The organism is Sphingobacterium sp. N143 (assembly GCF_030325625.1).
Lineage (GTDB): Bacteria > Bacteroidota > Bacteroidia > Sphingobacteriales > Sphingobacteriaceae > Sphingobacterium.
This window is the reverse complement of the sequence record NZ_JACAIS010000001.1, coordinates 609,152-632,064: the sequence shown is the minus strand read 5'-3', so window position 1 is coordinate 632,064 and position 22,913 is coordinate 609,152. Positions and strand designations below refer to the sequence as shown.

The 22,913-nt window shown below is 42.2% G+C and carries 17 protein-coding genes and 1 tRNA gene; 11 read left to right on the top strand and 7 right to left on the bottom strand.

All coding sequences use genetic code 11. The features are described from left to right. The first annotated feature begins 4 nt into the window (after positions 1 to 4). From HX021_RS02690 to gap, 5 genes are all read left to right on the top strand, one after another. Positions 5 to 3,043, top strand: a complete 3,039-nt coding sequence (locus HX021_RS02690; protein WP_286588167.1) for a sbcc family protein — start codon at positions 5 to 7, stop codon at positions 3,041 to 3,043. Between the two features lie 327 nt (positions 3,044 to 3,370). Continuing rightward, positions 3,371 to 4,837 (top strand): aminotransferase-like domain-containing protein, encoded by a 1,467-nt coding sequence (locus tag HX021_RS02685; RefSeq protein WP_286588166.1) that lies wholly within the window; start codon positions 3,371 to 3,373, stop codon positions 4,835 to 4,837. Positions 4,838 to 4,918: 81 nt separating this feature from the next. Then, entirely contained in the window at positions 4,919 to 6,010 is a 1,092-nt protein-coding gene (locus tag HX021_RS02680; protein ID WP_286588165.1) for an AI-2E family transporter, read from the top strand. Positions 6,011 to 6,247: 237 nt separating this feature from the next. Beyond that, positions 6,248 to 6,856: a TlpA family protein disulfide reductase gene (locus HX021_RS02675; RefSeq protein WP_286588164.1), complete on the top strand. Its 609-nt coding sequence runs from the start codon at positions 6,248 to 6,250 to the stop codon at positions 6,854 to 6,856. Positions 6,857 to 6,862: 6 nt separating this feature from the next. After that, on the top strand, positions 6,863 to 7,888 hold the full coding sequence (gene gap, locus HX021_RS02670; protein WP_286588163.1) for a type I glyceraldehyde-3-phosphate dehydrogenase: 1,026 nt from the start codon (positions 6,863 to 6,865) through the stop codon (positions 7,886 to 7,888). A 91-nt stretch (positions 7,889 to 7,979) separates the two neighbouring features. On the opposite strand, the gene HX021_RS02665 is transcribed toward gap, so the two are convergent. Both HX021_RS02665 and HX021_RS02660 read right to left on the bottom strand, forming a co-directional pair. After that, a complete protein-coding gene (locus HX021_RS02665) occupies positions 7,980 to 8,759 on the bottom strand; it encodes a TIGR02757 family protein (protein WP_286588162.1) in 780 nt (259 codons plus the stop codon). Between the two features lie 8 nt (positions 8,760 to 8,767). Next, positions 8,768 to 9,802: a quinone-dependent dihydroorotate dehydrogenase gene (locus HX021_RS02660; RefSeq protein WP_286588161.1), complete on the bottom strand. Its 1,035-nt coding sequence runs from the start codon at positions 9,800 to 9,802 to the stop codon at positions 8,768 to 8,770. Positions 9,803 to 9,862: 60 nt separating this feature from the next. Here HX021_RS02660 and HX021_RS02655 point away from each other — a divergent pair, with 60 nt between their 5' ends. The 4 genes from HX021_RS02655 (at position 9,863) to HX021_RS02640 (ending at position 14,075) form a co-directional block, all read left to right on the top strand. After that, positions 9,863 to 11,782: an ABC-F family ATP-binding cassette domain-containing protein gene (locus tag HX021_RS02655; protein ID WP_286588160.1), complete on the top strand. Its 1,920-nt coding sequence runs from the start codon at positions 9,863 to 9,865 to the stop codon at positions 11,780 to 11,782. A 131-nt stretch (positions 11,783 to 11,913) separates the two neighbouring features. Beyond that, positions 11,914 to 11,986, top strand: a tRNA-Lys gene (locus tag HX021_RS02650). 562 nt (positions 11,987 to 12,548) lie between these two features. Further along, positions 12,549 to 13,517, top strand: coding sequence for a bifunctional helix-turn-helix transcriptional regulator/GNAT family N-acetyltransferase (locus HX021_RS02645; protein WP_286588158.1), 969 nt, complete (start codon positions 12,549 to 12,551; stop codon positions 13,515 to 13,517). Further along, positions 13,518 to 14,075, top strand: a complete 558-nt coding sequence (locus HX021_RS02640; protein ID WP_286588157.1) for a GNAT family N-acetyltransferase — start codon at positions 13,518 to 13,520, stop codon at positions 14,073 to 14,075. It abuts the gene before it with no gap. On the opposite strand, the gene HX021_RS02635 is transcribed toward HX021_RS02640, so the two are convergent. The 4 genes from HX021_RS02635 to HX021_RS02620 form a co-directional block, all read right to left on the bottom strand. After that, a complete protein-coding gene (locus HX021_RS02635) occupies positions 14,068 to 15,051 on the bottom strand; it encodes a hypothetical protein (protein WP_286588154.1) in 984 nt (327 codons plus the stop codon). The two genes, HX021_RS02640 and HX021_RS02635, sit on opposite strands and share 8 nt — an antisense overlap. A gap of 189 nt (positions 15,052 to 15,240) precedes the next feature. Then, the gene (locus HX021_RS02630; RefSeq protein WP_286588152.1) at positions 15,241 to 16,029 is read right to left on the bottom strand and encodes a phytanoyl-CoA dioxygenase family protein; all 789 of its coding nucleotides are present in this window, start codon (positions 16,027 to 16,029) and stop codon (positions 15,241 to 15,243) included. Between the two features lie 287 nt (positions 16,030 to 16,316). After that, entirely contained in the window at positions 16,317 to 17,534 is a 1,218-nt protein-coding gene (locus HX021_RS02625) for a hypothetical protein (protein ID WP_286588151.1), read from the bottom strand. A gap of 80 nt (positions 17,535 to 17,614) precedes the next feature. Next, positions 17,615 to 19,303, bottom strand: a complete 1,689-nt coding sequence (locus HX021_RS02620; protein WP_286588149.1) for a GMC oxidoreductase — start codon at positions 19,301 to 19,303, stop codon at positions 17,615 to 17,617. Between the two features lie 341 nt (positions 19,304 to 19,644). Here HX021_RS02620 and HX021_RS02615 point away from each other — a divergent pair, with 341 nt between their 5' ends. Continuing rightward, a complete protein-coding gene (locus tag HX021_RS02615) occupies positions 19,645 to 20,700 on the top strand; it encodes a sugar phosphate isomerase/epimerase family protein (RefSeq protein WP_286588148.1) in 1,056 nt (351 codons plus the stop codon). A gap of 24 nt (positions 20,701 to 20,724) precedes the next feature. Next, positions 20,725 to 21,885, top strand: a complete 1,161-nt coding sequence (locus tag HX021_RS02610; RefSeq protein ID WP_286588146.1) for a Gfo/Idh/MocA family protein — start codon at positions 20,725 to 20,727, stop codon at positions 21,883 to 21,885. A 5-nt stretch (positions 21,886 to 21,890) separates the two neighbouring features. Here the strand turns inward: HX021_RS02610 and HX021_RS02605 are convergent, their stop codons facing one another. Then, positions 21,891 to 22,898: a YihY/virulence factor BrkB family protein gene (locus HX021_RS02605; protein ID WP_286588145.1), complete on the bottom strand. Its 1,008-nt coding sequence runs from the start codon at positions 22,896 to 22,898 to the stop codon at positions 21,891 to 21,893. Positions 22,899 to 22,913: the final 15 nt, after the last annotated feature.

The following is a 22,913-nucleotide window of genomic DNA, read 5'->3' as shown; positions in this document are numbered from 1 at the left end:
CATCATGATTCCTTTAAAGTTAATTATAGAAGGTATATATTCCTATCAGGAACGCCAGACCATTGATTTCTCCACCTTATCCGAGGTTGGGCTCTTTGGGATCTTTGGGGCGGTGGGCTCCGGAAAATCTTCTTTATTGGAAGCGATTACCTATGCCCTGTACGGCGAAACGGAACGGTTAAATGCCCGGGATAGACGCGCCTATAACATGATGAATCTCAAATCCAATCGTTCTTATCTGGAATTTGATTTCATCAACTTTGAAAATCGCATATTTAAGGTCACCAGAGAGTTCAAACGGAACTCCAAAAACTTTGATGATGTCAAGACAACAACGGTTGTCCTATACGAAAAAAGCAATGAACAATGGGTTCCACTAGAAAGCAGTAACACACAAAAAATCATCGGATTAAGTTACGAGAACTTCAAAAGAACCATCATTATTCCACAGGGACAGTTTAAAGAGTTTATCGAGCTCGGTGCAAAGGAACGCACCGATATGATGAAAGAGATCTTTCAGCTCCATCGCTTTGACCTCCAGGACAAAGTATCCGATCTCTATAAAAAAAATCAATCCGAACTGGATCAGCTCAATGGGCAGCTCCTTGGATTTGATGATATCACACCCGATCGCATTGAATCCACCCAGGCCAGGCTCCAGGCTGAACGGGAATCTTTCACCCATGCGGAGCATAGGAACAACATTTTACAAGAAGAGTTCCAGGAACTTAAAAACCTAAAAGAAGGCTTTGCGGAGCACAGCAGGATCAAATCCCTATTTCAACAGCTATCTGATCAGCAAGGCGAAAAAGAGCGCTTGCAGCAAGGTCTGAATCGCTTTGAAGAAGCACAGCTCAATTTTCAACCTATCCTTACGACAAAAGAAAAGCTCGACAAAGAAAACAGCGCTGAAGGAAGCCGTCTCGCGGCTGCAAAGACTAAACTCGAAGAAATCCAACAGCTTATTGAACAGATAACCCTTCAGCAGCAACAGGTGAAAGCGGAGTACGAACGCTTGCCCGAACGCCGGATCGATGAACTGGACCTCGAGTTAATTCTCCAGCTCATGGTATTTTCAAACGAAATAAAGGGCTTGCAGGAACGTGCCGAAAAGGGCAGAAATTTTGTCCTTGAAACAAAAGAACAGCAGATCCAGTGCAAATCCAGTATCCAGCATACCGAAAAAGTACTCGACAACTTAAAAAAATCAAAACCCGTTGCCAGTGAACTTATGGAACTCGGACAATGGTACGCCAGACAACAGGCGCTTCAGCAGCAAAAAACGGAATTGGACAAACAAAATGCTGAGCTAAATAGTACGATCAAAGCTGTAAAACAGGAACTAGCAGGTCTAGTTAATGACATCGAAAAATATAACGACCGGCACCGCTTAGAATTGCAAGAACTTGATGACAAGCTCCAGATGCTCCATGATGAGAAAACACATTTATTATTACAACAAAGGCTGTCTCACTTCGCATCCAATCTCATCCCCGGGTCAGCTTGCCCCTTATGTGGCGCCCTTGAACATCCTAAAATAGCCGAAATTCAAGATATTACCCAGGACACGATAGAAAATGACCGGCTGATCACAGAGACAAATGAACAAATCAAACGTAAGCGCGAGCAGAAATTTGAGATTGAAAAACTCCTACTCAAACAACAAGCTTTACAAGAACAACAAAATAATCTCAACTCCCAGATCGAGCTTAACACAGCTTCATGTGCACTGCATCTGCAGCAGTTTATATGGCCGAACTACAGCAGTACTGATGATTCCTTTTATCTATCACAGAAACAAGAGCTTACCCGCATTGAATCCCAGATTGCTGCAACGGAACAAACCATGACCAGCCATCAGGCGACCCTGCTATCCATTGAGGAGAAACTAGAAAAATACAGCAAAGCATTGGGACAGTTTGAATTGGAAGAAGCAAGCAAAAAGGCCCAAATCAATCAAAATGTTGGCAACTTAAAACGATTGAACTGGTCAAACTACCAATTGCAGGAACAGGCCATCGTCGAAAGTGAATACAATCAACTCAAAATTTCCAACCTTCAGCTGGAGAAGGACTATGCCTCCCTAAATGATAAATTACATGCATTGAATAATCAGTTTGCCGCCCAAAATAGTTTTGTACAATCGATCAGCAGCCGGATTTCCACTATTACAACAGAGCTAACGCAGGTTAATGGCCATATCCAGGAACTTCTCCTTACCTCACAATTTGAACATATTGGCCAGGTAAAAGAAACCCTGGCCGAAGAACTGCCTGTGCAGAAAATCCGGCAGGAACTCGAACAGTTTCGGATTCAGCTCGAAACCACAAAATCCCAGCTGCTCCAGCTGGACAGGAGACTTATGGGCAAAGTCTATGACGAAACACTTTTTCAACAAAAAGAAGCTGCTTTTGTTGCCAGCGCAGGCCACTTAAAACTACTTACCGAAAATGTGGCAAAATACGCACAGGAATTAAGCCAGCTCGAAACTGCATACGAGAAGAAAGAGGTTTTACTTGCACAACAGGTCAAATTAAATCTACGTAATGATAACCTCAAGCAGCTATTTAACCTATTCAAAGGGGCTGGATTTGTCCAGTATGTTTCCTCTATTTATTTACGTCAGCTCTGCGATCATGCCAACATCAGATTTCATCGGATGACCCGTAACCAGCTCAGCTTACATCTGAATGAAAACAACGATTTCGAGATTATTGACTATCTGAATGAAGGGAAAAGCCGGAGTGTGAAGACCTTGTCCGGAGGTCAGGCCTTTCAGGTCTCCCTTAGCCTTGCCCTGGCACTGGCAGAAAGCGTCCAATCCAATACCCTGGCCGCAAAAAAATTCTTCTTTATAGATGAAGGCTTTGGCACCCAGGATATCAATGCCGTCAATATCGTCTTCGAAACATTGATGGATCTTCATAAAGAAAATAGAATCGTGGGCATTATTTCCCATGTTGAAGAGCTTAAAGAGCGGATTCCGGTATCACTCTCCATCGAAAAAGATGAAGAGCGGGGAAGTCAAATTTTTATAAATTGATTGATTCCCAAAGTTATTTTGTATATTAGTTATAGGGCCGATTGCGGATATTACGGCTCTATAACCAAAAAAACGAAAGATTATGGGCTTATTTTCAAACCATGGAAAGGGAAAAAGGTCTCATCCTTTTTTTCATAAAACAGCGAGATCAAGTACTCGTTCTACCAATGCAGCGGCTAAACCAGATCGTCCCCAGCACACCACATCCCTACTTTTTATCAAACAATATGATATTCTGACTATTTATAGGGAGGTCCTCATGCCCCAAAATCAAAATTAGAATTTGGCAAAAATGCTTATCTTTCCCACGGCAAACAAACAAGTGACGTGGAGCAGATAGATTTTGGTACTTTTATTCGCATTGACAAAAACGATCAATCCCCCATATTTATGCAGGTTGTGCAGCAAACTATTCTCGCTATACAACAGGGCCTTTTATTGAGCCAATCCAAACTCCCGGGGACACGGCATATCGCCAGGCAGATTGGCCTGAATAGAAATACCGTCGTTGCGGCCATTAAAGAACTCGCCAATCAAAACTGGCTCCAGATCAAGCCCAATATTGGGACTTTTGTTTCTGCCGACCGCACGGCCAAATCCCGGCATGATAGACACAATGCTGGCCCCTATCCCATTCCACCAACTGCCGCCTATACTTTTGAAGAAAGCCAGTTGCTCGATCAATATTGCAGCCCATCCAGGTCTTTTCTTTACCAATTGGATTCAGGAGTTCCCGATGAGCGATTGATTCCATTCTCAAAAATAGCGGGCATATTTTCGGCCTGCACCAAAAGGGCCAATGCTTTTCGGTATTGCGGTCACGCTTACGAATATCAGGCAGATTCAAACTTTAAGCAGAGCCTTTGTAATTATATCAATTACGGATTAAAGCAAGCATTTCTTCCAAAAAACTTACTGGTGTCCCGCAGTCATAATACAGCCAAATACCTCGTCGCAAAGGCTTTGATCAGGCCATCTGATACAGTCGCCTCCACCCATCTCGGCGACCAGGAAAATAACATGATCTTTCAACTGGCCGGTGCTCAGATCAAAACCATCCCAATGGAGCATGATGGCCCGGCGCTGGATCATCTTGAGGCCCTCTGTAAAAACACCAAGATCCGCCTGTTATATCTGTCCACACGACATCATTTCCCCACAACTTGGATAACAAGCCAGGAAAAAAGACTCGGAATCATCGATCTGGCTGAGAAGTATGATTTCATTATTGTTGAAGATGATTTTGAAGCCATGTTTAATTTTGGCAGGTCAATATTACCGACCTTAATTGAACAAGATCCGTATGGCCGGGTCATCTACCTCCATCATTTTGGTACCGGCCTCACCCCGAACCTCCGCTATGGTCTCGTGTTTGCTGCTGAAAACCTTATTCGCGAAGTCAGTAAATACCTCTTCCTACTGGATAGAGAAAACGATTCCCTTTCCCAGCAAGTTTTGACCGAGCTTATTGACGATGGTGTCCTAAGTGCCTTTCATAAGAAATCACTAAAATTATACAATGAGCGGAGAAATATCTTTGCAACCCAGATGGTATCACAATTGGGTGATGTCCTCTCCTTACATATTCCCGAATCAGGCTTGGCCATCTGGACCGAATGGGACAAAAAGATCAATTTGGCACAATTGACCAAAAAGATCGAAAAACAGGGAATCATACTCCCCAATCATCTTGTCTATCAGTCCAAATCGTTGAGCGGGATAAGATTTGGATTCGCCAGCAAACAAGAAAAAGAAATTCGAAAAATCATTGAAATTATAAAAAAGGAAGTTTAACTTAACATGATAAAACTTTTGTTGAAGAATATTGTCATACGATAAAATAGTCATTAATCAGCTAGTACTTATTCCAGGTATATGAAATACAAACAAATAAACAACAATTCCATCAACCAGATTATGCTTATCGTCATCATTCTGTTGATATGCATTTTAATATTCACCAGTTTGTTTTACTACCTTCCGGGTTTTTTAGGTGCGATCACATTATATGTCCTTTTTCGAAAAGTCAACTTCAGACTGACGGTAGAAAAAGGCTGGAACAAGTCTATAGCAAGTATCCTGTTGATTTTGCTGACCATTATATTTCTGGTGGGACCATTATACTTATTGATCAATTATATGGTACCACAAGTGACCGACGTCATCAACAATAAAAATGAGATCATTCAAAAATTTGACTCCATTAAAACCTACTTCAAAGACAGCCCTTATCTCAGCAATATTGACCTTTCTGATACAGCTTTAATTGGCGCACTGCAGCGGGCTGCCAAATTCATCCCGAATATCCTCAATTCAGTTGCTGAAGTCGGTGTCAATGTTTTAGTCGCCTTATTTGTACTTTATTTTATGTTGGTCAGCAGCAAGCAGCTCGAACAAACAATTTATAATGCAATTCCATTCTCTAAAACAAGTAAGACAGAATTATGGAAAGAATTTGATATGATGGTTAAATCCAATGCCATTGGCATTCCGATCCTAGCGATCTGTCAGGGTATCGTCGCAGGACTGGGCTATTGGTTCTTTGGATTGGAAAGCCCTATTTTTCTGGGTATCTTAACAGCAGTAGCGACGATCATCCCTATTTTAGGAACCATGGTTGTCTACCTTCCTGCAGCCCTCTTTCTACTGGCCAATGGGCAGTCTGGCAATGCCATAGGCTTGGCATTATATGGTATCATTATTATCGGGAGTATCGATAATATTCTTCGATTTACGATATTGAAAAAACTGGGAGATGTTCACCCGCTCATCACAGTCTTTGGTGTCCTATTGGGTTTGAACCTTTTCGGAATGCTCGGCCTGATATTTGGCCCCCTGATTTTATCCTGTGTTGGCGTATTACTGAAAGTTTATGGTATCGAATTTGGCCGGAGTACACCAGCAATTGTTGAGTCAACTTCCATCGTTGAATCAGATAATCCACCCCATGAGGCTGACACCGAGTAAAGAATATACTGCAGTATTTATCCATTAGATCAAACCATATTTAGTGATAACCACCAAACTGTCATAACTTCATATTGAACACTGCATAATCCTATTTTTTTCATAGTTTTGAAGTCATAAGGGTGTTCCTGAAAAACGATATGTTTTCCCATAAACCAAGCTTGAATGCAAATCGTTTATTAGCAGGACCTAAAGTATAACAGATCACTAAAACTGGTTTAAAATCAAACGTAGTCTATGAACAAAAAAATAATCTTAGGGGCAACAGCAATATTAGCAGCAAGCATGCTTTACTCATGCAATAATAATGGCAGTACAACAACAGGCCAAACAGCAGAAAGTAGTAGCCAAGCAAGCAGTGCGGAAAGTCAGGACCACGCTGGACATGACCATGCTCAAGCCCCCCAAGCACCGTCATCAGAGCCGGCAGCGATACTTCCTAATTTCACGTTTTATCAACTTCGGTCGGGAATACGTGTTACCAACGAAAATGTCGCCAAAGATAAAAACACGGTGTTTATTTTATTTGATCCAGGATGTAGCCATTGTCAGCATGAAGCCACTGAGCTGGAAAAAAACATTGACCGTTTAAAGGATGTCAATATCTATTATATCTCTATGAACGACCCTGCGTTGGTCTTAGGTTTCTTCGATACATTTGCGCCAAAATTGTCTAAATCTTCCAACGTGGAAGTACTGATAGATAAAGACCAAACCTTTATCCAGAGCATACACGTTCCGTCGCAATTTCCGGCAAACTATGTATATGGTGCTGACGGAAAGCTCAAAACACACTGGGAAGGTGAAAAAAATATAAATGAGGCGATAAGCCAATTTCATAAATAAGCTGAGATGCTACAGATAGCCATAAACGGATTCGGGCGCATCGGTAGAAACACGCTGCGCAACATCTTTCTGCGGAACGCTCTTGATGAACTTCAGGTTGTGGTCATCAACGATCTGACGAAAACAAAAACATTGGCACACTTATTTAAGTATGACTCGGTGCACGGTCCCTTTCCAGGTCTTGTATCCCACGATGAGAACCATATCATTGTCAACGGTCATCCGATTTTGGTGACCAGGGAAAAGAATCCAGCTCTACTGCCCTGGTCAGTTTTAAACATCGATGTCGTCATTGAATCTACAGGTCATTTTACCAGTCGGGACAAAGCAGAGCTACATTTGAACGCTGGTGCCAAGAAAGTGATTATCTCCGCCCCACCCACTGACAAGGATATTCCGACCATTGTACTGGGCATTAACGACCGTACTGTCGACCTTTCGGCACCTATCCTATCCAATGCTTCATGTACCACCAACAACGTGGCACCCTTGGTCAAAATATTGGATGACAATTGGGGCATTAAAGATGGATACATCACAACAGTACATTCAATGACGGGAGATCAGAACCTCCATGATGCACCGCACAAAGACCTCAGAAGAGCACGAGCGGCCTCTTCGGCAATTATACCGACGACAACAGGTGCCGCCAAAGCCATTACCAACGTCTTTCCTCACCTGCAAAACAAACTGGGCGGAGCGGGTATACGGGTACCTGTGCTCAATGGCTCCTTGACTGACTTCACCTGTACCCTCGAAAAGGAAACTACGGTACAAGAGATCAACGCCACATTTCGGGCTGCTGCTGAAAATGAACTAAAAGAGGTCCTTTATTATACCGAAGACCCCATCGTCTCTGTTGATATTATCAACAACCCCTATTCCTGTGTATTTGATGCCCAGCTGACATCAATCGTGGGCGGATTAGTCAAAGTCGTAGGCTGGTATGATAATGAATTCGGGTATTCTAACCGTTTGGTAGATCTATTGATCAAGATTGACCAAGCCAAGCATCAGGAGCCCCTGTCCTAATTACACTGCCCCCAAAAAGTTAGATACTATTGGGGGCACTTATTTGTGCCAATAGCACAAGGATATATGTCCAATAAAATGACGCTGAATCTTAAAGTTCTCTTTCCACCCCTAAGCCAAATAACGCAAAATCATATTTAACGGGATCATCAGCGTCCAGTAACCGAAGGTTTCCGGTCAATTCCAGTGCGGTTTTCCAGTTGACCTTATCCAGCGTAATCAGGCCAAGCTTTCTAGCCACACGTTCTACGTGCACATCACATGGACAAATAAGGTCGCGTGGCGACAACCTGTTCCAAATACCAAAATCGACCCCTTTGTTATCTTTTCGCACCATCCAACGTAAAAACATATTGATGCGCTTGACGGTAGATTTTTGGGCTGGGCTACTGATATGTTTACGTGTGCGCTGCGGATAATCGGGCAACGAAAAGAAATATTCCTTAAAGGTATTCAAGGCCTGTTCAAGATCGACCTTTTCTTTTGTTTCCTGCCTGATCAGAAAGGCATCTTCCAACGATTCAAACTGAAGGTAATGCTGTTTGAAGAAAGATACAAAATAGAGGATATCTGTGTCATTAAAGGTACGATGCTTAAAGCCAAGCAAGCTTTTTAGATCCTGCTCACGATGCTGCATAATGTACTCATAAGGGCTTCCATCCATCCTTTTTATCAATTCATTGCATTTATTGATAATTGTCTTCCGTTGGCCCCAAGCCATTATCGAGGCCAAAAAACCCATAATCTCAATATCCTGACGGGCAGAAAACTGATGTGGAATGGAGATGGGGTCGTGCTGTATAAAACCGGGTTGGTTATAAGTATCAACCTTTTTATCCAAAAAATCTTTTAAGTTAAAATCCACAGCCATCGCAATATCTATCGTCCTGTCTGCAGCAGGCCTTTGCAGATGTTCGCCACCAATCCGGGGCCCTCATAAATAAATCCTGTATAAACTTGAACAAGGCTGGCCCCAGCATCTAATTTTTCAATAGCGTCTTTTGCAGAATGAATACCGCCAACACCAATAATTGGGAATGCACGGTTTGATTTCTCACTCAAGTAACGGATCACTTCTGTTGAGCGTTTGGTCAATGGGCGCCCGCTCACTCCACCTGCTTCCTGTGTCAATTCCTGCTGGCTCTTCAATCCTTCCCTAGAAATGGTGGTATTGGTCGCAATCACACCGGCAATACGGGTTTCCAGCACAATCTCGACAATATCATCCAATTGGCTATTCGTCAAGTCTGGTGCTATCTTGAGCAAGATGGGTTTAGGTGCTGCCTTCGTATTATTCAGTTCCTGCAGGGCGCGCAGGATATGTTTTAGCGGTTCTTTTTCCTGCAGATCCCTTAGACCGGGGGTATTTGGCGAACTCACGTTCACAACAAAGTAATCCACATGATCAAAAAGTGCATTGAAGCAATATATATAGTCGTTTACGGCTTCATCGTTAGGGGTGACTTTATTTTTGCCGATATTTCCGCCAATCAGCAGCCCTTTCCGATCTTTCAGATTTTTCAATCTATTCGCGGCAACATCTGCCCCCTGGTTATTGAAGCCCATCCGATTGATCAGCGCCTTATCCGGTACAAGACGAAACATTCTTGGTTTATCATTTCCAGGCTGTGGTTTAGGTGTCACGGTACCGATTTCGATAAAGCCAAATCCCAAATTAGTCATATCAGCAATATATTCGGCATTTTTATCGAAACCCGCAGCCAAACCCACAGGATTTTTAAATTTGAGACCAAAAACTTCACGTTCCAAACGGGGATCTTCCACCGTATATATCGCATTCAATAATTGCTTGGCTCCCCAGATTTTGGAGAAGACATTCAACCCGCCGGTCACCTTATGGTGTGCCAGCTCTGGATTCATCGTAAAGAATATAGGCTTGACTAATTTATACATAATGGCAAAGTTAATCAAACAAGAAGAAATATTCATTACTTTTGTACTTTTGCAGTTGAAATGATATCAATAAATAATTTAACATTTGAAATAGGATCCCGTGCCCTGTATGATGAAGCTAATTGGCACATCAAACTTGGAGATAAAGTTGGGCTGATCGGTGCCAATGGAGCGGGTAAGTCTACGCTGTTACGATTGATCGTTGGACAGTATACGCCAACATCGGGGTCGATATCCATGGCGAAGGACCTTAAGATCGGTTATCTGAATCAGGACTTACTGTCCTACCACTCGGATAAAAGCATTTTGTACGTAGCCATGGAAGCTTTCGAGCGCCAGAATCAGCTACATGCTGAGATTGAGGACCTGCTACATAAATTAGAAACAGACTATTCAGATGATATCCTGAATAAACTCAGTGATAAGCAATTGGAATTTGAAGCTTTGGATGGCTATAACCTTGAGTTTAAAGCCCATGAGATCCTGGCAGGTCTGGGATTTTCGGAGGAAGAACAGAAGAGACCTTTAGCAACCTTTTCTGGGGGCTGGCGCATGCGTGTCATGCTTGCCCGAATTTTATTGCAGACCCCGGATATCCTGTTACTGGATGAACCGACGAACCACATGGACTTACCATCGATCAAATGGCTTGAGAACTATCTACAGGCTTTTGACGGTGCCATTGTCATTGTCTCGCACGACAGATATTTTCTGGACCGCATCATTAAGAAAACGGTAGAGTCACGAAAAGGAAAATTAACTCTTTATGCAGGTAATTATAGTTTCTACCTTGAAGAAAAGGAGTTAAGAAATGAACTGCAGGCAAATCAATTCAAAAACCAGCAGGCAAAGATCAAGCAGGAAGAGCGCCTGATCGAGCGTTTCCGTGCCAAAGCCTCAAAAGCCAAAATGGCACAGTCGCGGATCAAAGCCTTGGACCGTATGGAGAAAATCGATGATGTCGATGATGATAATCCAACGGTAAATTTCAGCTTTAAATTCTCAAAACCATCAGGGCGCCATGTGGTGACATTGGAAAATATTTCTAAGTCCTACCCGAACCTGGAAATATTGAAAAATACTTCTGCCATCATTGAAAAGGGTGACAAGATCGCTTTAATCGGTGCCAATGGTAAAGGGAAGTCTACCCTACTCCGGATCGTCGCAGGAGCAGACAATCAATTTGAGGGCAAAGCAGAGCATGGGCACAATGTCACGCAAACATTCTTTGCACAACATCAACTGGAGGCACTTCACTTAGAAAACTCGATCCTCGCAGAACTGCAGGCATTTGCACCAAAGCATACAGAAACGGAGCTGCGCTCTATATTAGGCTGTTTCCTCTTCACCGGTGATGATGCTTTCAAGAAAATCAAGGTGTTGTCCGGAGGTGAAAAATCACGGGTAGCTTTAGCAAAAGCACTAACGGCAGATGCCAATTTCCTGGCACTCGATGAGCCGACCAATCACTTGGACATGCAATCCGTTAATATCTTGATTCAAGCGCTGCAACAGTATGAAGGAACATTTATTGTTGTCTCCCACGACCGATATTTCCTGGATCATGTTGCCAATAAAATTTGGTTTATCGAAGACAAAGAAATTAAAGAATATCCAGGCACTTACCAAGAATACGAAGAATGGGCTGCAAAACGTGAGGTAAGAACAGAACTCAAGCCCCAAAAGAAAATCAAAGAAGAACCCAAAGTCAAAAAAGAAAAGTTACATCTTTCAGAAGACAGGAGTCGCCTGCTGAACAAAAAGAATAAAGAACTTGCTGCTTGTGAACAAAAAATTGCAGAACAGGAAATGCTGGTCAAAGATCTGGAGCTGAAACTAGCTGATGAAGCTGTGTATTCGGATGCTACTCAGCTACAGGAAACTACACGTTCGTACAATTCCATGAAAGCCCAGTTGACCCAGTATCAGGAGCAGTGGGAACAGTTGGCAGAAGAAATTATGGAATTGGAAGATAATTAATTTTTTAGACTTAGAATCAGCTTTTTAGAGCTTCATCAACAATTTTAGGGCAAAAATATTTGCAGGAGCGACTGTAAAGCCCTATTTTTGCATCACTTCAAACAAGGAACGAAAGTTTAAAAAAGAAGTAAGATTCCGTAGCTCAGCTGGTAGAGCAATACACTTTTAATGTATGGGTCCTGGGTTCGAATCCCAGCGGGATCACAAAAGAAAAGCTAATCGAAAGATTAGCTTTTCTTGTTTAACAGTATCCGGATTCGAAAGAAGCGTCGGCCGGGTTCGATCCGAGGGAGGCTCAGGGATATGCGCGGGAGTTGCGGGGCTGAGCCAATCCCAGCGGGATCACAAAAGAAAAGCTAATCGAAAGATTAGCTTTTCTTGTTTAACAGCATCCGGATTCGAAAGAAGCGTCGCCGGGTCCGATCGAGGCACAAAAATGTTTCTTTGGTATGCCTTTCTTCTAAGATTATAGTAAGGATACTATATCTATAACTAGACAATTATCCATATAATATGTATAAGTAATCACCTAAATAAAAGATACATAATACCTACATAATGCCTACATAAAACAGCTATAATTGGTGACTTATTACTATTATAGGTATAACATCACAAGGCCAGCTTTAAGAAATTCACTACTGCAGCAAAATCTCAACGTAGCGAAAACCATTCTCATCGCCCAGCATAAAATCCCAAGGATAAGTTATGCTATATAATATAAACTTCTTATATTTACATAATTAGTTATGTAAATAATTATATTATGGCAGAAATATTTGAAAGAACAGGTAAAGTTGCATTAGGAAGCAGGTTACGTCTAATGACATCCCAACTCACTGACGATGCTAGTCAGTTATATAGACAATATAGTATGGATGGTTTTTCGCCCAAATGGTTTCCTGTGTTCTTTTTACTCTCAAAGGATGGTGAGAAAACGATCACTGCAATAGCAAACGAAATTGGGCATTCACAACCTTCAGTCACCAAAATTATCAAGGAAATGGCTAAAGCTGGATTGGTAAAAGATAATCTTAAATCCAAAGACAAGCGAAGGAATATCGTTGGCTTAACCGATAAGGGGACTTCACTAACGGAAAAGATCAGGATCCAATGCAACGATATTGAAATGGCCATTGACGGTATCATTGCCGAGGCTACCCATAATCTCTGGGAAGCTGTTGCCGAATGGGAATTTTTGTTGGAACAAAAGTCGCTACTTAAAAGAGTACTTGAACAAAAGAAGGTCCGTGAAAGTAAGCATGTAAAGCTTGTGGAATATCAATCCCACTATCAGCCTATTTTTAAATCGCTCAATGAAGAATGGATTTCGACCTACTTTGAGCTGGAAGAAACTGATCACAAAGCATTGGACAATCCTGAAGAATATATAATACAAAAAGGTGGAAAAATATTAGTCGCTCTGTACCATGGTGAACCTGTAGGGGTTTGTGCCTTGATCAAAATGGAAGATGCTCAGTATGATTATGAAATGGCAAAAATGGCTGTTTCACCTACCGCACAGGGGAAAAACATTGGTTGGTTATTAGGCCAGGCCATTATCTCTTCAGCGAAAGAAATGGGCGCATCAAAAATTTACTTGGAAAGCAATACTATACTGAAAGCTGCCATCAATTTATACCATAAACTGGGCTTTCAGAAAATAGTAGGCCATCCCACACCTTATAAGCGCTGCAATATTCAAATGGAACTGGTATTAAATAAAAAAGATTAAATGGAAGTGAACGATTTTCATATTAGCAACACGACTCACAATGACTGGAATAAGGTGATCGAACTTTTCCGAAAAGCTATGCAATTGCAAGGAAAAAACGGATACAAAGTATGGGAAAAGATCGATGAAAAGGGCGTACAAAAGGACATCAACAATGGTCTTCAATATAAGATTGTGCAGCATGGTGATCTTTTATGTGTTTTCTCCATACAGCTTAGCGATCCTTTTATCTGGCAGGAAAGAGATAAAGGAGATGCTATCTATTTGCACAGGATAGTCGTAAATCCCGATTTCAAAGGACAAAAACAATTTGCCAAGGTCCTCCACTGGAGTAAACTGTACGGTATACGAAACAACCTGAAGTATATACGGATGGATACCTGGGCTGATAACAGGAAAATCATTGCTTATTACCGATCATTTGGCTTCGAATTTGTTGGAAATCACAAAACAGGAAATGAACCTGATCTACCCATCCAGAACAGAAATCTAGCCGTAGCACTTTTGGAACTGGATCTATCCACAAATAACAGCATGATTCCTCCTGAACTTATTTAACGAAATCAAGATCGTAGTATTTCATTCCATTTTCACCAATATAAACCTGCTCTGTCTGATGCAGATCTGGATTTTCGATGACAGCTGTAAAAACCTCAAATTCTTTTCCTTGATTTGATAAGGTTGTTGAATGCCTAAAATTTGAAAACTCATTTTTGAGCGATTTCCCAGAATGAATAATATAATAATAAGCGATTGTTTTAGCAGCGGTTTCCGATTCAGTATAAGCGATAAACTGAGGCATAACAGCAAGATAGGTATACTGTTTTGGTTCAAAAACGGTCTGCCCTGCTTCTGTAATAATTCCTTTGTTATTACCTGCTTGGGTTATACTGATATAATAACAATTTTTCGAAGGTATCCAGACTGCGGACTGATAACTTATCTGCTCGTCATTTCGTAACAACGTTTTTGTCTTTGGCAGAAATAATCCCTCATTCTTTCTTGTTCCTTCCGAAAGCGATTCGATCTGAAAATATGCACTGTTTGCAGAAAATACGTTCAGTCTTACGGACTTGTATACATTTCCATACTTTTCCTTGAACAACTCAAGTACTTCTTCCCGTGTATATCCCAATTGCGATGGATATTCAGCCGGATATACAAGACCGCTTTCTTGTCCTACCGGATTTAACTCCCTCCGCTCAACCTCTTTATAATCGTTATCGTAATATATCAATTCATTGCCCTTTTTTACGATCAGGTGATCCCCGCTGGCAAAAATAGGTTGATCTGCCATAGGGGGAATAACCACCTGCAAATTAACGCCCATCAGTCCAAACAGCCCCTCGCTCTCTATACTGTAGCCCTTTACCTTTTCATTAAAAAATGAAAGATAGTTATATTGAGGTTCAACTTTTATATTTCCGTTGATGTCGCAAAGTCCATATTTTCCATTTTTATTAAATGGAATCAAATGCTGTGCCCTCAGCATGGTGAATGAACTTACCAAAATAAAAAGTACAATCAATCGCATAATCAAAATTTAGGGTTAAATATACAAACATTCTACATACATTCTGCTCCTGCTAAGTACTGGAGAAGATTATGGTTAAAAAATGACCAAATCTCCGTGAACTGACGGAAAAATAAACAGAACAAGATTTGAAAGGCATACAATGTTCCTAACAAGAGGTTACATCCAGCAACCTCTTGTATGTGAAATTTAGTTTGACAGGTCTAATGCCAAACGAATGGCCCGTTCAACTGGGGCATACCCCGACTCAGAACCTGAAATAGACAGTTCCCCCTTTAACAGCAAGGGCGGTTGTGCCATAAATTTGGGCATGGTCCCACGATGTGGTTGGGCAGAATGAACTAAAAATGGATGACATAAATAAATTGTTCCTGCTTTACCTGTTGCATAGACTTCCTTTTTCTTGGGTAGGTTGTCCAGACGGCCCGCGAGTTCCATAAATGAAAGCCCCCAATCCCCTTCTTTGGATAAAAGCTTTGCAACATCCATATGAGAACCCTCATATATAACCGTGGGTGCATCATTTTCGCTGACATCTGAATACAGCACAAGCATTAGTAAAGCTCGTGCTTTTGATTTGAGATTGATACACCATTCTAAAAAATTAGCAGGTTCATTGCCCGCGAAACTTGCATCAACGTGTTTGCCCGTATCATTAGGCGGTTCAATAGCCGGGAATCTCACTGGGAATGTACCCACATTCCGACAAGGAATCCATTTATTTTCACCAACCAATTGGTTAAAAATTAAATGTAGTTTTTTGCTATTTAACGATTCCACAAAAGGTTCATCTGTATACATCCCCAAACGGATCACTGGCGCTGTCCAGGTGGCAGGATCAAACCTATCACAGGGCAAATCATTCCATAGAACCGCTAAAACCTCATCGGCAATTTCTTGTGAAAATGCATTGTCAATACGAACATAACCGTGGATAATAAACTGTTCTATTTCCTTTTTTCCTAGTATTTTCGACATAATTTTTAAATTGTAAAACGACTGGACGGAACAACAGTTACCTGTTCGCCAAATCGTTCAGATTATTCCTAAAATTTAAACAATACAAAATTATACAGTGCGAATCATACACCGTATCATGCTTAAGAACCAAGCACAGAAAGGATTTTATAACATCACGGTCATTCTCATTTAACAAATATATATATTATTTTTATAAGTACAACATGAAAATCAGCTCAATGATTGCGTGATCAGCTTCCCCCGCGTCCTTAGCTAGTATTCCCTAGTGAAACCCCAACTTTTACTTACCTAGGCAATCGCTCGCCGGTTTTTCCATTATAGTGCAGCGATTCCTTTCCACCCTCAAATACGATATGAATATCCACATAATTGCGTGAATAATCTGGAGCGATGCGACGATCACGTGTACCCCAACGGATGCCCCTGCGAAATCCGATGTACATAATATCCGCGATATCATGATCTGTCGCAGCGTCATCGAGTGCTTTTTTGAGCAGGTCATAAGGAGCTGATCCCAACGTAAACATCCTGTCCTGATCATCCAGTGGCATCTTCATGAAGCCCCAGCCCACGGAATTGCCTCTGATAGTCACACTTTCGACAAAACCGGGATTATCTGACGGTTCTAAGGTTACCTGTGTGAAGCTCTTATAAAAAAGCCATGACTCTATACGCTGCTGCCCGATGTATTGACTGGCCCTATCATAGGATTTCCTAAATGCCACAGGATTAAAGTTACCTTTGTCCTGAAAAATCAATTTCTGGGGGAAATAGCGCACTTTCAAACCGAGCCAGACTACATTATCGGTCATCCAATAGGGTGACAGAAAACCGATGCTGAATAGCGTGATGATCAGTACCGCACTTGCCATTCGTGTAAACAGATTTGGCCTGCGTCCGATTAATAACCAGAGCCCTGTTCTTTGCCGTTTGGGGTAGACTTTATCTGCCTGAAATGTATTAAAGTCCGACCGGGTTACATCAACTGGTGATCCTGAAACTACAGTACCATAGCCCTGATCTTGTGGATCTTCGTAAAAAGTAACAGCTTCTGCTACCTGCACTTTGTCAATTTCAGCAGTTGTCATAAACTGGCTGATAGTCGTCTGATAAGGGATGCCATATACTGGAAATACAGTTAGTTCAAGAATCATCAGATCACGTTCCTCCAGCATGCGTACACCGCCCGTATAAAGTGCGTCAAGACGGGCTACAGCAGCTCTTTCATTACTTGTTCCATGAACGACAGTCATTGATACCCGTTTACGGTCGTTATACAGAAAAAATAACCGTATGAATAACCAGCCCATACCAATCGATCCGAAGAGATGGATCACAAAGAACCAGATGGGCATAAATCCCTGGACCTGGGCAATAAGAGCTCCAATAGAAATTCCCAAAAATAACCATGCAAGCGCCTTATAACAGAATACAAGGAGTCGATCCAGCCAATAGGGTGCTGAAGGATGATCCTTGTTCTGAAAATCAGGTCGTGTATCCATAGCCTTTTTGTTAAAGATACATATTTGCCATTAATGGTTGAGAAATCCAGTCATAAACCGTGCCCTGGGCATGCCCTACCCTAAATATTGCCCTTTTTCAATTCACTTACCGCATAATCTACTGCCCTTGCCGTTAAAGCCATATAGGTCAATGAAGGATTGACACATGATGCCGATGTCATACATGCCCCATCGGTCACAAAAACATTGGTGGCATCCCACACCTGGTTATGTTTATTTAATACAGATGTTTTGGGATCATGCCCCATGCGCGCAGTGCCCATTTCATGAATGCCCTGTCCCATGCTGAAGCCATTATCATAAGTATTTACTTCCTTCACACCAATAGATTCAAGCATTTCTTTCATTTCATTGCTCGCATCAATGCGTATCTTCTTTTCATTTTCTTTGATCTCGGCGTCCATAGCCAAAATAGGTAGTCCCCATTTATCTTTTGTCGAGGTATCCAGCGAAACTTTGTTCTCATGATATGGCAGTATTTCGCCAAATGCGCTAAAGCCTATGTTCCATGACCCCGGCTCGCATATGGCATCTTTCCATGCTCCACCGACACTTTGGTTGTCCACCTCCCCTGACCAATGTCCACGGGAAGCTCCGCCTTGGTACCCAAATCCACGTATATAATCCCTCTTCTTTGTATCTCCAGGCACATTAGCAAATCGAGGCACGTATAAACCATTCGCACGACGGCCAAAAATATATTTGTCTTCATAGCCCTCCACACGCCCACTGGCACCACTGTTCAACATATGATCCATGAGATTGTGCCCTAACTCACCACTGCTGCTCCCAAGCCCCCCAGCCCATACATCTGTCGCTGAATTCATTAATACCCAAGTTGAATTAAGCGTCGAAGCACATACGAAAACAACTTTTGCAAAATATTCGTAGGTCTTATTTGTCTCGGCATCCAGGATCTCCACTCCTTGCGCTTTTTTAGTATTCTTATCATAAATAATACTCTTGACGATAGAAAAGGGTCTTAAGGTCAGATTCCCAGTCTTCACGGCCGCGGGCAGTGTGGAAGACTGTGTGCTGAAATAAGCCCCAAAATTACATCCCAGCCCACATTTATTTTGATATTGACAATTCACCCGACCGTGATGCGGGACCGTAATATTGGCAGTTCTTCCAATGATAAAATGTCGTTTGCCACCATAGTATTTCTTGAGGCGCTCGGCCATGTCCTTTTCTACAATGTTCATTTCCATAGCCGGCATAAACTCCCCATCGGGCAAAACGGCAATTCCATCTCTGTTGCCTGATATACCGGCAAACTTTTCAACATGACTATACCAGGGTGCTATATCACGGTAGCGGATCGGCCAATCAATACCATGTCCATCCCTGATATTGGCTTCAAAATCCAGATCGGAAAAACGGTAACTCTGCCGTCCCCACATTAAGGAACGTCCGCCTACATGATAGCCCCTAAACCAATTAAAAGGTTTCACCTCCGTATACGGACTTTCCTTTTCATTGGTCCAGAAATCAACATTACTTTCAGTGATCCATCTGTTCTTAACTCCATAAGGCAGGTAATTTTTCGCGATGTCAAGGGGTATGCTACCCCCATGCGGAAATTCCCAGGGATTTTTGTTCGGAGAGGGATAATCCTTAATATGCTCAATATTCCGGCCACGTTCCAACATGATGGTTTTTAAGCCTCTTTCTGTCAGTTCTTTCGCTGCCCAGCCACCTGTGATCCCTGATCCGATGACAATAGCATCATATACATTACTTGCCATTTTTAATTAATTGGTTTATCGGGTTATGCATGGGCACGACATTTTCCATTGAAAAATGCGTCATGCCATACCATTATTTAGTTTTACAAATACAATAAAATCCCATGATCCGAACGTGGATTCTAATTGTAATTCAAGTTTATCTCCTACAAGTTTATGATTTTTTTTCCATTTAATTGCAACCGGTTGCAATTTTTTGTAATATTGCATTGAGCAAGCTTATGGCTTGAAATGACCACATTATAATAGTATTAAAATTGTCGGCTTAAATTAGATGTTCCACTGGGCTGCGTCCACAGCTATGTACAACATGTCAGAGCCGCCCTTAAACGAAAAAACATATGACAACAATTAAAGGCCCCGCTATTTTTCTCGCACAATTTATCGGCGATGAAGCTCCGTTTAACACATTAGAAGGTATCTGTAAATGGGCTGCAGATCTTGGATATAAGGGTATACAGCTTCCAACCATAGACCCTCGGTTTATAGATTTGGAAAAAGCCGCTCAGGATAAAACTTATGCGCAGCAGCTCAAAGCTACAATCCAATCCTATGGCTTAGAACTTACCGAGCTTTCAACCCATCTACAGGGACAGCTCGTTGCCGTCAACCCCAGTTTCGATGATCTTTTTGATGCCTTTGCGCCAAAAAATTTGCATGGCAATCCCCAAGCCCGCCAACAATGGGCTATTCAGCAGATGAAATACGCGGTACAAGCCTCCCATAACCTCGGCCTCAAAGCATTGGCAACATTCAGTGGTGCTTTCTTATGGCCATTTATTTACCCCTGGCCACAGCGGCCCACCAACTTAGTGGAAACAGGCTTTGCTGCACTGGCAAAATTATGGCTGCCAATCCTGGATGAATGTGAAAAATACGATGTGAACCTTTGTTATGAACTACACCCTGGTGAAGATCTCCATGACGGCGCCACGTTTGATTTATTCCTGGAGCAGGTCAATTACCACAAACGCGCAAATATTCTATATGACCCTTCTCATTTTGTTCTTCAATGTCTCGATTACTTGCAATTTATTGATATCTACCACGAACGCATCAAAATGTTCCATGTAAAGGATGCTGAATTTACGCCATCAGGCCGTCAGGGAGTTTATGGTGGTTTTCAAAACTGGCCATCCAGGGCGGGGCGCTTCAGATCTGTAGGCGACGGGCAAGTAGATTTTAAATCCATTTTTACCAAACTGACCCAATACGATTTCCAGGGCTGGGCGGTGCTCGAATGGGAATGTGCGTTCAAACATCCGGAAGATGGCGCAAAAGAAGGCGCTCCATTTATTAAAGATTGTATCATACGTGTCACTGATAAAGCATTTGATAATTTTGCAGCAGTAGACACCAATGATCGTTTAAACAAAAAACTATTAGGTCTTAGTTAGTAATTTATTTCAATATTCCATATCATGAGCAACACAAAACTACGAATGGGTATGATCGGTGGTGGACAGGGCGCTTTTATTGGAGCTGTCCACCGCATGGCTGCAGGCATCGACGGTCATATCGAACTATGCTGTGGAGCCCTTAATTCTGATCCTGACCGGGCGAAAGAATCAGGAAAACTCCTGTCGCTTCCAGAAGACAGAATATATACGAACTATCAAGAAATGATTGTTTCGGAAAGTAAATTGCCCAAAGAAAAGCGGATGGATTTTGTGAGCATCGTAACGCCCAATTTTGCGCATTTCGAACCAGCCATCATGGCTTTGGACCATGGCTTCCATGTCGTGCTTGAAAAACCAATGACATTGACACTGGAGCAGGCGCAATTGATCCAGAAAAAGGTGGAAGAAACGGGGCTTACCCTATGTGTTGCCTATACTTATTCGGCTTATCCAATGGTCAAACAAGCACGCTATTTGGTAAACGAAAACCAATTAGGGGCCATTAGAAAAGTGATGGTTGAATATCCACAGGGCTGGCTCAGTAATATGATTGAAACAGGGCTTACACTCGCCGCCTGGCGCACCGATCCATCAAAAAGTGGGAAAAGTGGCTGCATGGGAGATATTGGAACGCATGCTGCCCATTTGGCTGAGTATATTTCCGGACTGAAGATCAGCAAGATATGCGCGGATCTACATACTTTTGTTTCAGGTAGAAGGCTTGAAGATGATGGCAATATCCTGCTCCGTTTTGACAACGGTGCCACGGGTGTACTTTCAGCTTCACAGGTGGCCGCTGGTGAGGAAAATGCCTTGAAAATCAGGATCTATGGCGAAAAAGCCGGGTTAGAATGGAATCAACAGGATGCTAACACTTTAATCTTTAAACCCCTCGATGCCCCTATGCAAATTTTCAGGGCCGGTCAAGCATATTTATCCCCCCTTGCAAAGCACAATATCCGCTTGCCAGCGGGACATCCCGAAGGTTATATTGAAGCCTTTGCCAATATCTATCAAAATTTTGCCACAAGCATCTTGGCGCATAGAGCTGGAACGGCAGTCTCAGCAGAAATTATGGATTTTCCAACTGTATCAGATGGTATCCGGGGTATGCAGTTTTTGGAAACCGTCATTGCCTCGGGGCAGTCTGAGCAAAAGTGGACCGATTTACCGGATCAATAAAGGGCTCATTCTTCCTGCTTCCTATCTGGAGGCAGCTCAGTATCCGTTGTCTGCTCGCTCTGGGTCAATGGTGCCGGTGGTATTGCTGCTACCTGACGTTCGATCTCCTGGGTTTCTACATGTACGGCAAATTGGGAGGGTTCTATTGGGATTCCCATCACTGTCGCATATTCGCGGGTGTAAATAGCTCCGAAAAATAATATCGCAGCCGTGTAATATACCCAAAGAAGGATTAGCACAAATGATCCAGCTGCCCCATAGGTATCCTTGGTGGCAGAATGCTCCAGATAGATCCCAATCAGGTATCTTCCCAGCACAAATAGAATCGCTGTAAATAATGCTCCTGCACGGACAGTCCGCCAGGCTATATTCACATCGGGAAGCGCCTTGAAAATAATGCTAAAGAGCAGAAAGATGATTGCAAAAGATAGCGCAAAATTTATCCCATCGACCAGCATTACGGTCATGTCAGGAAAATACCGCTGAAGTTGATCGGTTAGGGCTAAAATTACACCGTTTATAATTAAGGTGACCACCAAGAGAAAACCAAGACCTATGACCAGCGAGGAAGACAATAGCCTATCCTGGATAAGCTTTAGCCATCCTTTTTTGGGCTTGGCCCTGACATGCCAAATTTTATTGATCGAGTTTTGGATATCCCCAAATACCGTCGTTGCCCCGAGAATCAAGGTGATACCGCTGATCAATAAGGCCATATTGGTTTTACCGGACAATTGTAAATTTTGGATCACTTCCTGAATCTGCATGGCTGCACTATTTCCAACCAATCCCCGCAGCTCCATAAACACCTTTCCTTCAATGGCATCTTCACCATAAAAAATTCCGGCCAATGCAATGATCAATACTAATATTGGTCCAATCGAAAAAACAGTATAATAAGATAATGAAGCACTATACTTCATGGAATCTTCATTCAAAAATCCCGAAACTGTACTTTTCAATATCCGCCAATAGGTCTTTAATTTACTCTTGCTTTTTGTTCTGACATTCATACTTCCACTCTTTGT